Consider the following 16,730-nt stretch of genomic DNA (forward strand, 5'->3'; position numbering starts at 1 on the left):
AACCTCCAGGCGGTCTCTGGCCGTGAAGGAGGTTTCTCTGCTTTTGGAGGGCGCCCGGACAAAAAGCGCAAGCAAGAGCAAGAAATATTAAAACGTCTCCGATATAATGGGGTATAATGCTCTGAGAAAGGAGTGGCAGTAATGAACAACATCGAAAAAGTACAGGCCGCCATTGATTATATAGAGGGCCATTTAACCGAAAAGCTGGATCTTGACGCCATTGCCGGTGCAGTCCATTATTCAAAATACCATCTGCACCGCGTCTTTTCAAAAACTGTGGGGCTGACCCTGCATGAGTACCGGAACCGGCGGCAGCTCACAGAGGCTGCCAAGCTGCTGGTGTTTTCGGAGAGAACCATACTCGACATCGCCCTGCAGGCTGGGTATGAGAGCCAGCAGGCCTTTACAGCCGCCTTTTCTGCCATGTATAAGCAGTCCCCCAGCCAATACCGGGAAAATGAAAAGTTCTATCCTCTGCAGTTGAGGTTTCAATTTGAAGGGAGCCATAATATGCGAAACAGCAAAGAAAAAACACAGTGGAAGATCACCTATGCTGACGAGGGCGATATCCCATGCTGGATGGCACTGGTCCGCCTGGTCATCGACGGGTTTCCGCACCTGTATGAGGAGGAATATGTCGGTGAGCTTAAACGCCGGATCCGCAAACGGCAGGCATTGATCCTGAAGGATGGCGAGGTGGCTGCCGGCGCAATGCTTTTTTCCGGCGAAACCGGCAGCATTGATTTTATGGGGACACATCCGCTGTACCGCAGCCAGGGAATCCCCAGGGCTTTTCTGGATAAAATGATGGGCGAGCTGCTCAGAGGCAGGGATATCAGCATCACCACCTACCGGGAGGGTGACAAGGCCGACACCGGGCACCGGCAGGCCATTGTGGATCTGGGTTTTGCCGAGGCCGAGCTCCTGGTGGAATTTGGCTATCCTACCCAGCGCTTTGTTTTGCCAGGGGAGAGCAGCGATGAAGTATAAAAAAAGACGCCAGCCAGAGCGAGGAACAAGCGCCGTCCCCTTTCCAGAAGAGATCCGCCATCTGGCAGAGGTCGCCAGCCGTCTGGATACAGCGCTTAAAGCCGCGGAGGGCCGCGTTGGGCTGGCGGATGAGCACTATATGGATACCAAGCGTTACATGGTTGAAAACCGGGGGGAGATCGACCCTCACGAAATGTTCCAAAATGAGCTGGCCTTAAAACAGCTGGACCAGAAAGGGGCATTTGCAGTGAACGTCCGGGAAAAGCTGGCGCGGCTGAAGGCCTCCCCCTATTTTGCCCGAATTGATTTTCAGTATGAGGAGGGAGAAGATGCGGAAAAATATTATATTGGGCCAGCGTCCTTTAATGATAACAATGAGCTGCTGATCTGTGACTGGCGCGCGCCGGTGGCCAGTATGTTCTACGACTGCGAGGTGGGTCCGGCAGGCTATGAAGCCCCTTCGGGTAAAATCGAAGGACGTCTGACCCGAAAGCGGCAGTTTAAAATCAAAGATGGAAAAATGGAGTACGCGCTCGAAAGCTCGGTCAATATCCAGGATGATGTGCTGCAGCGTGAGCTGAGCCATACCTCCGATGAAAAGATGAAATCCATCATCGCCACCATCCAGAAAGAGCAGAATAAAATTATCCGGAATGAGAAGGCCGGAACGATGATCATCCAGGGGGTGGCGGGATCGGGTAAAACCTCCATTGCCCTGCACCGGATCGCCTTTCTGCTTTACCGCTTTAAGGATCACCTGTCAGCGTCGGACATCCGAATTTTATCTCCTAACAGGGTGTTTGGGGATTATATTTCAAATGTTTTGCCAGAGCTGGGAGAAGAGCCCATCTACGAAATAAGCTTTGAGGATATTGCCGAAGAACAGCTGGAAGGAAAATTTCGGTTTGAAAAGGAAAAAGATCCGCTGGAGACTGAGGATGAGCGCTGGGCAGAACGGGCCCGGCTGAAGTCGAGCCTCGCGTTTAAAGGGCAGATGGACGCCTATCTGAAAAGCCTGCCCGAAATGGCCTTTGCGCCTGAGGATTACGGCTTTGGCCGGTTTAAGGCAGAGGCGGCCTGGATAAAAAACATGTTTGAGTCAGACAGTGGACTTCCTTTTAAAAAGCGCCTGAAGTGCATGGCGGAGACGATCCATGAGCGGTTTGAGGCGGATAATATCCGGGGTGAGGAGCTTCCAAGGCCGGGGGCCATCCTGAAAAGCCTCAATGCCATGCTCAGGGTGAAGAACACTTTTTCCCTTTATAAGGACTTTTACCGACAGGCAGGGCTGTCACATATGCTTGTCCTGCCTGAAAAGAAGACCTTTGAATGGGCAGATGTCTACCCATATCTGTATTTTAAGAGAGCCTTTGAGGGCTTGAGGGAGAATAAATCAATAAGACATCTGGTGGTCGATGAGATGCAGGATTACACGCCGGTCCAGTACGCGGTGATCAACAGTATTTACAGCTGCCCCAAGACCATTCTGGGCGATTTTGGGCAATGCGTCAATCCCAATAATCAAAATACACTGGACGATATGAGAAGGCTTTACAGCGGCGCGGAATACGTGGCGCTCAACAAGAGCTACCGTTCCACCTGTGAGATCATACAATTTGCCGGGAAGATACAGCCCGTCAGCGCATTAGAGCCCGTGGAGCGCCACGGGGAACCGCCGGAGGTTATCCGCTGCAGCAGCCAAAGGGAAATGCTTGAAAAGCTTGTGGATGAAATCCGGGCTTTTGAAAAAAGCGGATGGGCCTCTCTGGGGATTATTCTGAAAACAAATCGCGAGACACGGGCATTTTATGATCTGCTTTCAGAAAAACACAGCGTCCATCTGATCACGCCAGAGAGCAGGAAGTTTAAAAACGGCGTTTCCGTTACCTCTATCCAGATGGCCAAGGGGCTGGAATTTGACGCGGTCCTTATCCCAGATGCAGACAGCAGGCATTACAGCAGCGCGTATGAGAGAAGCCTGCTGTACGTTGCCTGCACCCGGGCCATGCACAGCCTGACGCTTCTGTACAGCGGGGAGATAAGCCCTTTGTTAAATCTTCCTTAATTCCCTTGACGTTTACCGTTTTTTTATGTAGAATTTAGAAAACATTTATATTAAAAGTAAAGGAATCTTAATTGATGGACGATAGTGACGAGAGCGACACTGACCGAAAAATCAAAATCTTAAAAGCGAATAAGTCTCAGAATATACAAGGCATAGTCACGCCCATTTTGCACATGGGTGGTCTGACTGTGCCTTTTTTTATATTCTGGCTTAGATAAAATTTTTACAGGAAAGGGGTGGTTTATCCAATATGGATAATCACAGACAGGAGCCTTGGCACGCGCTGCCGGCAAAAGATGTTTTTGCCGGCCTGCAGACCTCGGAGGAGGGATTAAGCGATGCTGAGGCAGCCGAAAGGCTAAGAAAAAACGGACGCAATGTGCTGCGTTCAAAACCGCCGAGATCCATTGCGCAGATGCTCTGGTCTCAGATCACAGACCCCATGGTTCTTATTTTGATTGGCGCTGCCATTTTTTCAGCTGTGCTGAGGGAATGGACAGAGGCAGGGGTCATTTTTACCATCGTTGTGCTGAATGCCCTTATTGGCATTGTCCAGGAGAAAAAGGCCCAGTCCTCTCTGGAGGCGTTGAAAAATATGAGCGCACCTACCGCCCGCGTACTGCGGGAGGATGAGGAGAGTATTGTGCCTGCCAGTGAGCTGGTGACCGGGGATATTGTATTTCTGAGTGACGGGGACATGGTGCCCGCAGACCTGCGGCTCATTGATTCGGCCAATCTGAAGGTGCAGGAGGCGTCCCTGACCGGGGAGTCTGTCCCGTCGGAAAAGGACGCGGATGCGCTGTTTCCTGAGCGCTGCGCATTGGGGGACCGGGGCAACATGGCCTATACCTCCTCCATTGTCACCTATGGCCGTGCCACTGGTGTGGTGGTGGCAACGGGCATGAACACAGAGGTGGGGAACATTGCCGGTATGCTCGACAGTCAGGATGAGACCGATACGCCGCTTAAGCGCAAGCTGGGCGCGGTGGGTAAAACACTGACCATCATAGGGGTCATTGTCTGTGTGCTGATTTTTGCCATCGGCGCTGTTTACCACCGGCCGTTGATTCCGCAGTTCCTGGTGGCTATTTCTCTGGCCATTTCCATTATTCCGGAGGGGCTGCCCGCCACGGCTACCATTGTCATGGCTCTGGGGGTTCAGCGCATGGCTAAAAGAAACGCTTTGATCCGTAAGCTGCCTGCGGTGGAGACTCTTGGGAGTGCTACGGTCATCTGCAGCGATAAAACAGGGACGCTGACCCTTAACCAGATGACAGTTACCCAGGTAGCGGTAAACGGAGACTTTGAGGCAGGACAGGCCGTTTTGGCCGGCGCGGCAGCTGAGGCGCATCCTGAGGTATACCGTGAGCTGATGGTCGCGGCGGATTTATGCAATGACGCCAGTTTTGATCCGGATCAGGAGGGCGCCATAATCGGCGACCCCACCGAGGGTGCGCTCCTGTACATGACAAGAGCTTTTGGGCTGGACCACGATAACATGGAGGCGGCCTATCCCCGGGTTTTTGAGAATCCTTTTGACTCTGACCGGAAGCGCATGACGACGGTTCATCCAGTTGGGGGGCAGCTGACGGCTTACACGAAGGGCGCGGTAGACGAACTCCTTCCCCTTTGCAGCCGGATGCTCACTGAGCAGGGAGCCCGCCCCATGACAGAAACCGACCGGAAAAATATTCAGCGGCTTTGTCTTGAGTTGTCGGAAAAAGCGCTGCGTGTACTGGGCTTTGCAACACGGCAGCTTGAGGAAATTCCCGAGGATGATGAAAAAAATATAGAGCATGACCTGACCTTTATCGGTGTTGTGGGAATGATTGACCCGCCGAGAAAGGAAGTCGCGGAATCGGTAAGAACCTGCCGGAAGGCGGGAATCCGGACGGTGATGATCACTGGCGACCACAAGGTTACAGCCATTGCCATTGCCCGGGAGCTGGATATTTTCCAGGAAGGAAATACAGTGCTGACCGGCGATGAGCTGGAGTGCCTGTCAGAGCGTGAGCTCGAAGAGGCAGTGAAGACCACCACCGTCTATGCCCGGGTATCGCCGGCAGACAAGCTGCGGATTATCAAGGCGCTCAAGCGGGGCGGGGAGGTTGCGGCCATGACCGGGGACGGAGTCAATGACTCACCAGCCCTTAAGGCAGCAGACATTGGTGTTGCCATGGGTGTCACAGGAACGGATGTGGCCAAGGAGGCCGCCGACATGATTCTTTTGGATGACAGCTTTACCACCATTGCCTACGCGATTAAGGAGGGACGGCGTGTTTACCGGAACATTCAAAAGGTTATTCAGTTTTTGCTGGCAGGAAACATTGCTGAGATTTTAACCCTTTTTGTGGCAACCGTCTTTAACTGGGATGCGCCGCTGCTGGCGGTTCATATTCTATGGGTCAACCTGGCAACCGCAACACTGCCGGCGCTTGCCCTGGGGGTAGACCCGGCCAGCAAAAATATCATGAGCCATCCGCCGGTTAAATCGGGAACGCTGTTTGAGCGTGACCTTATTTTCAGGGTAATCCGACAGGGAGTTTTTGTCGCCGCCATGACGCTGGTGGCTTACTGGATCGGTTTTGAGACAGACAGCCACATCACTGGCCAGACCATGGCTTTCTGTGTGCTGGCGCTCTCCCAGATGCTCCGGGCTTTTAATCAGCGCTCTAATACTGAGCCGGTCTGGGTGCGGGCCGAAGGCGCAAACCCATGGCTGATCCTGTCCTTTGCGGTATCTGCCGCGCTGATGGCCTGTATTCTTTTTATTCCACCGCTACAGGCAGCCTTTAAGGTAACGCTGCTGAGCGGCAGCCAGTGGCTGACCGTCCTTGGGCTTTCACTGCTCTCTGTTGTCCAGGTAGAGGTTGTTAAATGGATTAAACGAATGCGGGGATCAAAGGCCAGCCGTTAGGATAAATAAAAAGGGTCCTGTGGTTTTTTGTCACAGGGCCCTTTTAGTATGCGCGTTTACAGCCGGTTTTCAATCCAACGGGTTACGTCTGTCATGACCTGGTTTTTGACGGCCTCATTAAAAATTTCATGCTGAGTGTTGCCGTAAATTTTCAGATGTTTATCCTCAGAGGCGATCTGCGCAAAAAAATCCGTGGAATCGCTTGGGTCAACCAGGGTGTCTTTTTCACCGTGGAGCAAAAGAACAGGGAGACGGAAAGTGGAATTTGCGGTTAACTGCCGGATACCGAGTGTCAGCTGCTGGCTCAGGCCAGCCGTAAAGTAGGAAGCGTTTAAGGGGTCTGCCTTGTAGGCCGCAGTAACTTCGGGATCTGAGGTCAGCCGTTTTGCCAGCTTGTTTGGAAAGCGGGTCAGAGGGTCAAGGGACTGGGAGACACGGCTGAAGCCGCCCAGGTTATCCCGGGTGGCCGCGTCAAACAAAATGGCGCCTTCTGCCTTATCGGGATATTTTGTACAAAAGTCAGCCACAGCAAAGCCGCCCATGCTGTAGCCCAGCAGGAAGCGCTTAAGGCCGGGATTTTCCTCTGAGGCGATATCCACAATACGGTGGAGATCCTCGGTGATTTCATCCGGTGCGCTGTAGAAGCCACGTTCGCCCTCGGACTTGCCGTGTCCCCGGAGGTCGTAGCGGTACACCTTAAACCCGCGGTCAAAAAGTTTCTGGGTGACTGCGGCGTAGCGTCCTGAATGCTCGCACATGCCGTGGCTGATGATCACCACAGCCCTCGGGGATTCGGGTGTATCGGTTGTCATATAAAGGTTCAGGCCATCATAGGCCTGTATCATTTGCATGATTTTTTCTTTTTTCATGGTTCACCTCGTTTGAAAGCGTTTCAAATATTATATCAGGCCTTTCTTAAAGCTGTATGTTTTTTAGAATGATTACAGCGAACAGCTTTCTGGCTCAAATTTAATGAATCCAATTTTTGCAGCATGTTGTTGATTTTGCCAAAATGGTCTATAATGGTCAATGAATATTGATTATTATAGCGTGCGACAATGAACAGGGATACATTTTGCGGACAGAAGGAAAGCACACTTTTTATAAAGGAGAAATTATGTTAAAAGCAGTATTTATTGATTATACGGGAACCATCATGAAAGAATCGGGAAAAGACGTTGAGGAAATGACCATGCGGCTTTATAAAAACAGCGATATTGAAAGCCCGCAGGCTATGCTGAACTACTGGTGGGGAAAATTGAAAAAGTATGAGAACGAAAGTTTCGGCGACGCCTTTTTAACGGAGGATGAGATTGTGGACAAGCTTCTGGCAGATTGTGTCGAGGAGCTGAATCTTCAGGAAAATCTGGAGGAAGCCCATGAGCTTTGCCGGCGTTTCTGGATGTACGCGCCGGCTTTTGAGGACGCCAAGCCATTTTTTGAAAATTGTCCGCTGCCCATATACGTTATCACTAATAACGGCGTCCGTTATGTGGGAGAAGGTATGAGGCACAAGGCGCTGGAGCCGGCGGGCATTATCTGCGGCGATATGGCAAGGGCCTATAAACCGCATCGGGAGCTTTTTGAAAAAGCACTGGAGATCAGCGGCTGCAGTGCCCATGAGGTCATTCATATCGGCGATTCTATGGCGTCGGACGTGGCAGGCGCACGCGCGGCAGGAATCCGTCCGATTCTCCTTGACAGAAAGGGAACACAGGAGACGGATGGTGTTATGGTGGTGCGTTCCCTGGATGAAGCGCTGGCATTTATCGTGAAGGAGCTTGAACAATAAGCGCTGTATAAAAATAGAAATAAAAAACTCCGGAAATCTATTTACAGATTTCCGGAGTTTTTTATGCGGTGATTTTGTCAATTTCAGCGTTAAAACAGCGGACCCAGTCCTGCCTTTCGGCTTCGGTGATATCGCCTTTTTCCAAAAGCTTTAAGGCGTTTTCAAAGCCATCCACCAGGAGATGGTTGATGGCCTGATAGCGCGCCACCGTCTCGGGATCGCCCGAGGCGCTTTTCTGCCAGGTATCATGCATATAGTCAAAAATATGGTTGGTAATATCCCGCATCATTTTTGCCATGGTAGCAATGCTGGGATTGACATAATCGGTGTTGGCCTCGTAGGTGGAATGCTCGGAAATGTTCAGCCGTCCCGCAGCCAGAAGGTCGTGGTAGGAGCTACTGCCCGCCAGGATAATCTGATGATGGTAGAGCACGTTGACAGATATTTCCAGGGTTTCCAAAAGGGCGTTGCGCTTTAAAAATTCCAGGTTGATCTTCAAGTCGTTGATAGTGGAGTCAGGCTCAAACATGATAAAACCCACACTGGGCTCGATACCGGCCTCGCGCAGCACCCGCAGAGCGTTTTCGTTGTCTGCTACTGTCGTATATTTATTGAGCCGCTTCAGGGATTCGTCCTTGCCGGATTCCAGGCCGACAAGGATATTCTGCAGTCCGGCGTCCACCAGTGCCCTGGTGGTTTCGGGCTCAATATCGTTGGCCCTTGCCTCAATGCCAAAGCGGATATTGCGTTCTTTTAAAAGGGCGGCCAGTTTGAGTACGCGTTCCTTTCCAGCCTTTCCCGGGCCATAAAAATTGGGGTCGGTGAAATAGAAATAGCGATAATCGGTCTGAGCGATGATCTGGTCTATTTCTGCGATGATGTTTTCAGGAGAGCGGCCGCGCCACTTGGGACAGTGCATTTCATCTGCGCCATAATAGGGGTTAATGTAGCAGAAGGTGCAGCCCCCGTAGCAGCCGCGGCTCCCGAAGATATTGACCTCGCCGCCAGGGTAGGAGGCTGCCTTGCGAAGCGGGAAGGGCAGACTGTCCAGGTCGCGGACCAGCTCACCCCGGCTGGCCTCATAGCCGTCCTTGCTCCGGTAAGCCAGGCCCTTTAAGCCACTGTAATCCGGGAGGTTTGCCATGAGGTTTATGATGGTTATTTCGTTTTCCCCAAGCATGCAGGTGTCGATGTCTGGACACCGGTCCAGGATTTCTTCATAGGCAAAAGTGGGGTAGTAGCCGTATACGGTCACATGGCTGATCTGATATTTTGCTTTTACTCTGGCAATAAAGTCGTAGAGGGTGTGGTTATCCTCCCAGTTATAAACCAGGTGGATTCCCAGCACCTCAGGCTTGTGGGCGGCGATGCGGGCTTCGATGGCTTCGTAGCTCAGGTTTTCCATATAGCCCTCTACAATGGCGGGCTGATAACCTTTTTCAAGCAGAACGGCGGCCAGATAGCCGCTGTTCAGGCAGGAGGACAGGGTGGTGTTGGCAATGTCATTCTGACGGTCCTCGCCGGGTGTTCTGGGATGTTCGAGTAGTAGGATTCGTTTCATTTAATCGCTCCAGTCTTTGTTATTAGGCGTCCTGCCACATAAAGATATTTCGTTTGTTATGGTAGATTTCAAGATCATAACGAACCGTTTTAAAGGGATCGGGATTATAGTAGGTGGGGAAAAGCAAATCCGTTTTGGGCGTGATAACGCCGTTCTCCAGCGCAAGCTTTTCAACCTTGGTATTTGGCATAATGCGGATCAGGTTGAGTACGATGGTACCGATGGTTTTTGAGGCAGCGTGGATGTCGTAGATCTGGTCGATGAGCGCTTTTCCCTCATCCACTGTTTTCCAGGTATCACCGGGCGTGTTGACCAGGAAATGATAAACAGTGGTGATGCCCACGTCTGACAAGACCTTGGCAGTGTGAAGAATCTCATCGACAGTCAGGTGCTTGTCCAGAATATCCAGAGCAGTCTGACTGAGCCCGTCTGGCGACAGGGAGAAGCACTCACAGCCGGAATCCCGGTATAGCGGGGCGTTTTCGGGAGTCAGCAGGTTTTCCCTGAAAAAGCCGCTCCAGTGGATATCCAGCCTGCGCCGGATCAGCTCTTTGCAGATGTCATCCAGATGGTTTACGGGGAAGTTGACAATGGAATCGGTGAGATGGATACGGCTGACACCGTATTCTTTGTGCAGAAACTCGATCTCATCGACCACAGACGCTGGCTCACGGCACCGCATGCCACAGCCGGAGAGAAGCGGATAGGAGCAATAGCCGCAGTTATAACAGCAGCCGCGCTTGGTTTCAACTCCTACGCTCTCCACATATTTATTGACCCTCAGATATTCCCGCGGGTCTAAAAGCTCGCGGTTGGGCATGGTATAGCTGCCCATATCAAATTTTCCCACAGGAGGCACCATTTTCACTTCGCCGTTTTCACGGTAAACCAGCCCGGGCAGTTTTGGCGGATGATCAATGCTGTCCAGAAGCGGCACAATAATTTCTTCGGCTTCACCGGCGACACCCAGGTCGATTTCGGGAAATTCCCGCATCAGGCGTTCTGGAAAAAGGGAAAAGGCGGTGCCTCCGGCCATCAGGGTAACGTCGGGCAGATAACGCCTGATAAAGGACAGGGTAATGGCAAAGGGAACGATCAGCGAGGTGGTCCTGTTGCCCAGCGGGTCCACATTTCTCAGAGAAATACCAATGATATCCGGCTGATAACTGAGCATTTTTTCGCGTAGCTCACCATAGGGGTCTGCAGCCATGTTCATATCAAAAATTTCCAGGCTGTATCGGCCAGCCTTTTCAATGCAGGAGGCCAGGGTGACAATACCGATGGGGTAGACACGCTCGATGTCCATGCCTTCCATGGATATGGCCTGAATTAGTAGGATTCGTTTCATTTTCAACTCCGTTTACTCCAAAAGCAGCAGCGCGTAATACTTAATGACTTCACCGCGCTCACTCAGGGTTTTCAAGGACTCTCTGGCCTTTTTTACAGTGGCGAAAACGTCAATACCCGAGCCTTCCATGGACGGGCGGGAGTGGGCGTGGTTGTTGCAGGGAGCAGTCAGGTCACAGTCTGGACAGATGCTGCAGGGGCCGGCCCAGAAAACAAAAGCTTTGTAGTAGCCAGCTTTAAAGGCAAGGGTTTCAGCCCTCAGTGCCTTGCGCTGGAAATCGCCAGTTGGCGGCTCGCTTTTTAGCAGGAGGGCTTTGCTGAAGCTGTTCACAAAGGCCTTCGTCTCATCTGCGCTCATTTCCTGATTGGTGCTGCAGTGCTTTTTATCCCAGGAGCGGCAACCGAATTTGCATTTGTTTTTGGCAAAGGGAGCGACGACCACGTCCTTGGGGTCATAGGGCATCACTTTGTCAAAGCCAATGGCTTTGATGGGCTGCAGAATTTTCTGGACTGGTGTAATGGTCAGGCTGTCAAGTGCGGCGGACTCTCTGGCAGCAAAGATAACAGCTGTATCGGTCTGCAAAGGGATGAGCCCTGTGGTGGACAGACCGCTGTTTTTAAGAGTCTGATCGACCCATTTTGAGTTAAAGACTTTGCCGTTATAAGTATTGATGAACATATTGATATCCGAAAAGGCCGCCTTGATGTCCCAGTGATCCAGAAAAAAGTCGTGAATCAGCAGGATGCCATCCTCTGAGAGAAGCTGGGACGCGGTTTTTAAAATACCGCTGATTTCTTCTTCAGCATAGGCGTGGACGATGTTGGATAATATGACAAGATCATAGTGGCCCTCAAGCTGCCAGTCAGGATCCAGAATATTCTGTTCATGGAACAGAACACGGTTTTTAGTATCAATAGGACTTTTTTCAACAAGCTTCCGGGTCTGTGGCAAGACCTGGCGAATATCCACCAGAGTGGCCTGGGAGTCCTGGAACTTTTCAAGAAATCCAAGGGCAAAAGCACCGCTGCCTGCGCCGACATCCAGAATACGGGCGCCAGTCTTCAGGCCGTTTCCGAAAAATTCAAGAATCTCTGGAACCTTGAGCCTGACAATATTGTCCATAGCCGTGATATATTCCTCACGCCGGGCGTCCATTTCGGCATCACTGATGTTTTCGGGGGGGAAATGGACACGTCCGCCGGCTTCAAGGGCCGGCTTCAAGGTGTCCCAGTCGGCTTTAATATCACGCCGCCACAAGATGGAATTGCCCTGATAAAGCGGCTTTCCTTTAATGAGATAGGTGCTTGAGAGCGTGGTGTTATACCAGCTGTTTTCATAACAGTCTACAAGATCCAGGGTTTTTAGCAGATGCAGATAGCGGGACAGGCTGGATTCGTTGCAGTTCAGAGCTTTTGCCAGTCGGGGAAGGGGTGTGCTGCCTTTCTCCAAAAGTTCAAAAAGGCCCATATCCAGGGCCGTAAAAAGTGATTCCGAATACCAGTAGGCAGTGGACAGATCTTCAAGATACTGTCCACCGGATGTGTTGGGGTCCCATTTAAGCGAGGCCATTGGTGACTCCTGCGTCTTCAAAGGTGAGCATGTCGTTCATGCACCGTGCGGCGCATTCTACGAGATGCATGGCCACCGCAGCACCGGTGCCCTCGCCAAGACGAAAATTAAGATTTAGAAGCGGATGCATTCCCAAAGTCTGCCACATCATCTGATGTCCTGGCTCCTCGGACTGGTGTGAAGCGATCATGTAGTCTGCGCAGGTGGGGCAGAGGCCTTTGGCAATTAGCGCGCCGGCAGTGGAAATAAAGCCGTCCACAACCACTGGCACCTTATTATAGGCTGCGCCAAGGATCATGCCGGCAATACCGGCGATATCATAGCCGCCGACCTTTGACAGCACGTCCAGAGCATCGTTTTTATCTGGATTGTTGAGCGCGATGGACTCGCGGATAATTTTGATTTTGTGCATAAGTCCGGCGTTGTTAAGCCCTGTGCCGCGCCCTGTAATGGAGGTCAGAGGATACTCACCCATAACCGCGAGAATGGCAGCGCTGGGGGTGGTGTTGCCAATGCCCAGGTCACCGGTACCTAGAAGCTCGACACCCTCCTCCTGAATCATTTTTGTAGCGACATTGATGCCGGCTTCCAGGGCAGCGATTGCCTGTTCCCTGCTCATGGCTGGCCCTTTATGAAAGTTTTCACTGCCGTGAGCGATCTTGGCGTCAATGATGGCACCCTTTTTTACCAGCTCGGGCATATCCTCCTTAACGCCCATATCCACCAGCCGCACCTCTGCACCGGAGGCTTTTCCCAAAACGTTGACGCCTGCGCCGCCGGCAACGATATTGGCGACCATCTGCATGGTTACCTCCTGAGGAAAGGCGGAAACGCCCTCCTCAGCAATTCCGTGGTCAGCCGCCATGGTCAGGATCATTTTTTTATCCACACAGGGGTGGATGGTCCGTTTAATTCCAGCCAGCTGGACGCCGAGTGTCAGGACCTGTCCCAGACTCCAGGGCGGAATGGCAAGTGATTCCACATGTGCGCAGGCTTTGGATTCCCAATCAGGGTCCTTTGGTTCAATATTTTCAATAACTTCCTTTAAAGTTAATGCACTCATGATAAATACCTCATTATTTGAATTTTGCAGATTTCAGGTGATCTTCAAGCTTAATTATAGCACTAATCTCAGCAGTAATGAGAAAGATTTGCCTGATTTTCAGACCATCGTCAACGGATCAGGCGATACCGAAAAATTCAGCCGCAATATCCGCCGGGCATTTGCTTTTGCCGCAGGCAGCACAGCCGTGGCTTTCGGGCTCAGCTTTCAGCTTGCTTTCCAGGTATTCCGGATCAAGGGCATTGGCAATCTGGGCTTTTTCATTCCGCGCCACCCGCGCCTTGGACATTGCCAGAGAGCGGTTCCACGCATTGCCGCCCCGTTTTAAAACATTGGCGGCATCCGCTGCGATTTTGGTCGTGCGGACACCCATACGTACATCATCTTCGTTTGGCAGGCCCAGATGTTCTGCCGGGGTCAGATAGCAGAGGAAGTCTGCGCCGTGCATGCCGGCAAAGGCACCGCCGATGGCGCCTGTGATGTTATCGTAGCCTGGGGCCACATCGGTGGCGAGGAAGCCGAGAATATAGTAGGGAACACCGTAGCAAAGCTGCTTCTGGAGCTGCATAGTGGTCGCAATCTGGTTAAGCGGCACATGCCCCGGTCCTTCAATCATGACCTGCACACCGGCCTCCAGGGCGCGTTTAGTCAGCTCACCGGCAACAACCAGGCCCTGTACCTGGGCAGAGTCCAGAGAGTCTGCGCCTGCGCCTGGGCGGATGGCGTCGCCGATGGATAATACAGTATCGGTAGCCTTGAGAATTTCGAGCAGACGGTCAAAGTGTTCATACAGCGGGTTTTCTTTTTCGTTGTGGAACATCCACGCCGTCAGAAAGGAACCGCCACGGCTGACAACATCGGTGACACGGCCGCTTTTTTTCAGAGCGTTTAAAACCGACCAGTTTAAAGCAGAGTGGATGGCCATGAAATCCATGCCCTCCTGGCATTGTTTTTCTACTGTAGCAAAAAGGTCATCCTCGGTCATGGCAACCATGCTGCCGTGCTTCTCAATGGCTTCGACACTGGCCTGGTAGACAGGTACGCAGCCTGCCGCAATACCCGAGATTGCGAGGCTCTGCTTGCGCATGGCGTCAATATCGTCACCAGTGGACAAATCCATAAAAGCGTTGGCGCCGCATTCTTCCAGAATCCGCAGCTTCTTTGCTTCCATTTCCATATCATTACGGTCAGAGGATGTGCCCATAAGGCCGTTGACCTTTACATCCAGACCGCCTCCGATACCGCAGATTTTTTCACGGCTGCGAAACTTGTTTTTGGGGATGACGATGTGGCCTTTGGCAACCCCTTCGCGTACAAATTCCGGGGTAACGCCTTCAATCAGGGCGACTTTTTCCATTTCTTCTGTAATACGGCCTTTGCGGGCTTCTAGCATCTGTGTCATTGTCTTGTCCTCCTTACTCTGCTCTCAAATATTTTTCAACAATCTTCATGGCGCAGTATTTACCGCACATAGTACATTCCGAAGTAAAGCTGGTGCTGCGTTCACGCCAGACGCGCTCAGCGGTTTCAGGGTCGATGGACAGCTTAAACTGTTCCTTCCAGTTCATGGCACGGCGGGCAACAGACATATCCAGATCCCACTTGACAGCCTGAGGATGTCCCTTGGCAACATCGCCGGCATGGGCGGCAATCCGAGAGGCCATGACGCCCTGATAGACATCATCGACGTTTGGCATACCAATATGCTCAGCCGGGGTGACATAGCAGAGAAAATCTGCGCCGGCATAAGCAGCAACAGCGCCGCCGATGGCAGAGGTAATATGGTCATAACCGGCAGCTGCATCGGTTGGCAGACAGCCGAATACAAAGTAAGGAGCACCGTAACAGAGCTTCTTTTCAAGTTGTACAGTTGTGGCGATTTCATCGAGCGGTACGTGGCCGGGCCCTTTAACCATAACCTGTACGCCGGCTTCTCTGGCGCGTCTGACCAGACCGCCGAGGATCACAAGTTCCTCAACCTGAGCATGATCGAGGGAGTCGGCAATACAGCCCGGGCGCATACCGTCCGCAAAACTCAGCACAACATCGTGTTTTTTACAGATTTCAATGAGACGGTCAAATTCAGTATATAAGGGATTCTCGGTATTGTGATAGAGCATCCAGCCGATAAGGTGAGAGCCGCCGTAGCTCACAAGAGGATCAATGCGGCCTTCATCCTTAGCGCGATGAATAACTGAAAGGGTGGTTCCGGGATGCAGCGCAATGAAGGCAACGCCTTGTGACGCCTGTTTTTCAATCATGTCGAATAGATCGTCCGGCGTCATATCCAGTGCGGTGCCATATTTGGCTTCTGCGACAGACAGGGTTTCGTACATGGGCAGTGTGCCGACAGGACGGTCAACAGTGGACAATACTTTTTCGCGCATTTCCTCGATTGGTCCACGAACTGAGAGATCCATAATGGTATCTGCATGGGCCTTGACTGCGGCGTCGATTTTTGCCATTTCACCGTCGATGGTATCAGCTGCTTCATACATGCCCACACTGGCGCTGACCTTGGTAAACAATCCTTTTCCCACAGCTACCGGATGAATATTTTTTCTTGAGCTGTGCAAGATTACAATTTCCCCTTTAGCGACACCTTCGCAGATAAATTCTGGGGTAACGCCTTCTTTTTCAGCAACGTACTGCATTTCCGCGGTAATCTCACCGCTTTTCGCTTTTTCCAACAAAGTCATGGTTTTTAAATCCTCCTAAAACAAAAAAATTTGGTGGAATGGCGTTTTTATTTTGCCGTTCTCAGCGTGCTGCTTCGGTGCTCTGTGAACACCTTTGTCACGGGCTGTGCCCTATGCTGAAGTAAAAATAAAAAATCGCCTTAAAGCAAGCTTTGGCGATTTTTTATTTTCACTTCAGCGCACGACCGTTTGCTGTCACGAAAAAAATGGTAAAATCCATAGCTGCTTTACCAGCTATGAACTTTACCATCGTTCATATGCGTTAAGAATCATAGGCAGGTCTCCTGACTTACGGATTAACATGAACCGACGCCTTCCCTTTCAGTGGCACTTGCCGGTCACTACCGCTTACAGTGATGGGTTCGTTCAGGACTTCCACCTGATTCCCTATTCTCCCCTTATGGGGCACCATATCATTCGTAAATATTAACTTGATCTTTATTATAACGGCATTTTTTTCTTTTTGCAAGCGTTATCTGCAATTTTTATGTATTATAAAAAAAACAATTTCAAGAAATGCCCACAGGGAGTTGCTCTCGGAGGGCTTTGCGCGTATAATTTTATTATGAAAAAGATTTAAGAATTTCCCAGGTATCTTTTGGTGCAGATGGATAAAAAGAACCATAAACAAATGCTTTGGAAAGAAAATGGGATAAAAATATCATAAGCCTTACCTGCCTGGTAAAAATAATAAAAAATGGCTAAGCCAAAAGGATTAAAAGGTAT

11 protein-coding genes and 1 riboswitch are annotated in these 16,730 nt (G+C 51.2%); of the genes, 4 read left to right on the forward strand and 7 right to left on the reverse strand.

Translation table 11 applies throughout. From position 1 onward, the window contains the following. Positions 1 to 141: 141 nt before the first annotated feature. The 3 genes from BUC22_RS20355 (at position 142) to BUC22_RS20365 (ending at position 5,972) form a co-directional block, all read left to right on the forward strand. Positions 142 to 990, forward strand: a complete 849-nt coding sequence (locus BUC22_RS20355; protein WP_013382475.1) for a helix-turn-helix domain-containing protein — start codon at positions 142 to 144, stop codon at positions 988 to 990. Next, on the forward strand, positions 980 to 3,055 hold the full coding sequence (locus tag BUC22_RS20360) for a HelD family protein (RefSeq protein ID WP_013382474.1): 2,076 nt from the start codon (positions 980 to 982) through the stop codon (positions 3,053 to 3,055). Before BUC22_RS20355 ends, BUC22_RS20360 begins: the two co-directional genes overlap by 11 nt. A gap of 250 nt (positions 3,056 to 3,305) precedes the next feature. Further along, on the forward strand, positions 3,306 to 5,972 hold the full coding sequence (locus tag BUC22_RS20365) for a cation-translocating P-type ATPase (protein ID WP_013382472.1): 2,667 nt from the start codon (positions 3,306 to 3,308) through the stop codon (positions 5,970 to 5,972). Between the two features lie 56 nt (positions 5,973 to 6,028). Here the strand turns inward: BUC22_RS20365 and BUC22_RS20370 are convergent, their stop codons facing one another. After that, on the reverse strand, positions 6,029 to 6,841 hold the full coding sequence (locus BUC22_RS20370) for an alpha/beta hydrolase (RefSeq protein ID WP_013382471.1): 813 nt from the start codon (positions 6,839 to 6,841) through the stop codon (positions 6,029 to 6,031). Positions 6,842 to 7,089: 248 nt separating this feature from the next. Here BUC22_RS20370 and BUC22_RS20375 point away from each other — a divergent pair, with 248 nt between their 5' ends. After that, positions 7,090 to 7,764 (forward strand): HAD family hydrolase, encoded by a 675-nt coding sequence (locus BUC22_RS20375; protein ID WP_013382469.1) that lies wholly within the window; start codon positions 7,090 to 7,092, stop codon positions 7,762 to 7,764. A gap of 61 nt (positions 7,765 to 7,825) precedes the next feature. Here the strand turns inward: BUC22_RS20375 and BUC22_RS20380 are convergent, their stop codons facing one another. The 6 genes from BUC22_RS20380 to thiC form a co-directional block, all read right to left on the reverse strand. Beyond that, positions 7,826 to 9,325 carry a B12-binding domain-containing radical SAM protein gene (locus BUC22_RS20380; RefSeq protein WP_013382468.1) on the reverse strand — a complete coding sequence of 500 codons (1,500 nt, stop codon included), beginning with the start codon at positions 9,323 to 9,325 and terminating at the stop codon, positions 7,826 to 7,828. 22 nt (positions 9,326 to 9,347) lie between these two features. Beyond that, positions 9,348 to 10,673, reverse strand: a complete 1,326-nt coding sequence (gene bzaD / locus BUC22_RS20385) for a B12 lower ligand biosynthesis radical SAM protein BzaD (protein ID WP_041689944.1) — start codon at positions 10,671 to 10,673, stop codon at positions 9,348 to 9,350. Between the two features lie 12 nt (positions 10,674 to 10,685). Continuing rightward, on the reverse strand, positions 10,686 to 12,242 hold the full coding sequence (bzaC, locus tag BUC22_RS20390; RefSeq protein WP_013382466.1) for a 5-hydroxy-benzimidazole O-methyltransferase BzaC: 1,557 nt from the start codon (positions 12,240 to 12,242) through the stop codon (positions 10,686 to 10,688). Then, positions 12,229 to 13,305: a nicotinate-nucleotide--dimethylbenzimidazole phosphoribosyltransferase gene (gene cobT, locus BUC22_RS20395; protein ID WP_013382465.1), complete on the reverse strand. Its 1,077-nt coding sequence runs from the start codon at positions 13,303 to 13,305 to the stop codon at positions 12,229 to 12,231. The genes bzaC and cobT overlap by 14 nt, the downstream gene beginning before the upstream one ends. Positions 13,306 to 13,423: 118 nt before the next feature. Then, a complete protein-coding gene (gene bzaB / locus BUC22_RS20400; protein WP_013382464.1) occupies positions 13,424 to 14,707 on the reverse strand; it encodes a B12 lower ligand biosynthesis ThiC-like protein BzaB in 1,284 nt (427 codons plus the stop codon). Between the two features lie 13 nt (positions 14,708 to 14,720). Further along, positions 14,721 to 16,004, reverse strand: a complete 1,284-nt coding sequence (thiC, locus tag BUC22_RS20405; RefSeq protein WP_013382463.1) for a phosphomethylpyrimidine synthase ThiC — start codon at positions 16,002 to 16,004, stop codon at positions 14,721 to 14,723. 257 nt (positions 16,005 to 16,261) lie between these two features. Further along, positions 16,262 to 16,433: riboswitch (cobalamin riboswitch) on the reverse strand. Positions 16,434 to 16,730 lie beyond the last annotated feature (297 nt).

The organism is Eubacterium callanderi, assembly GCF_900142645.1.
Classification (GTDB): Bacteria; Bacillota; Clostridia; order Eubacteriales; family Eubacteriaceae; genus Eubacterium; species Eubacterium callanderi.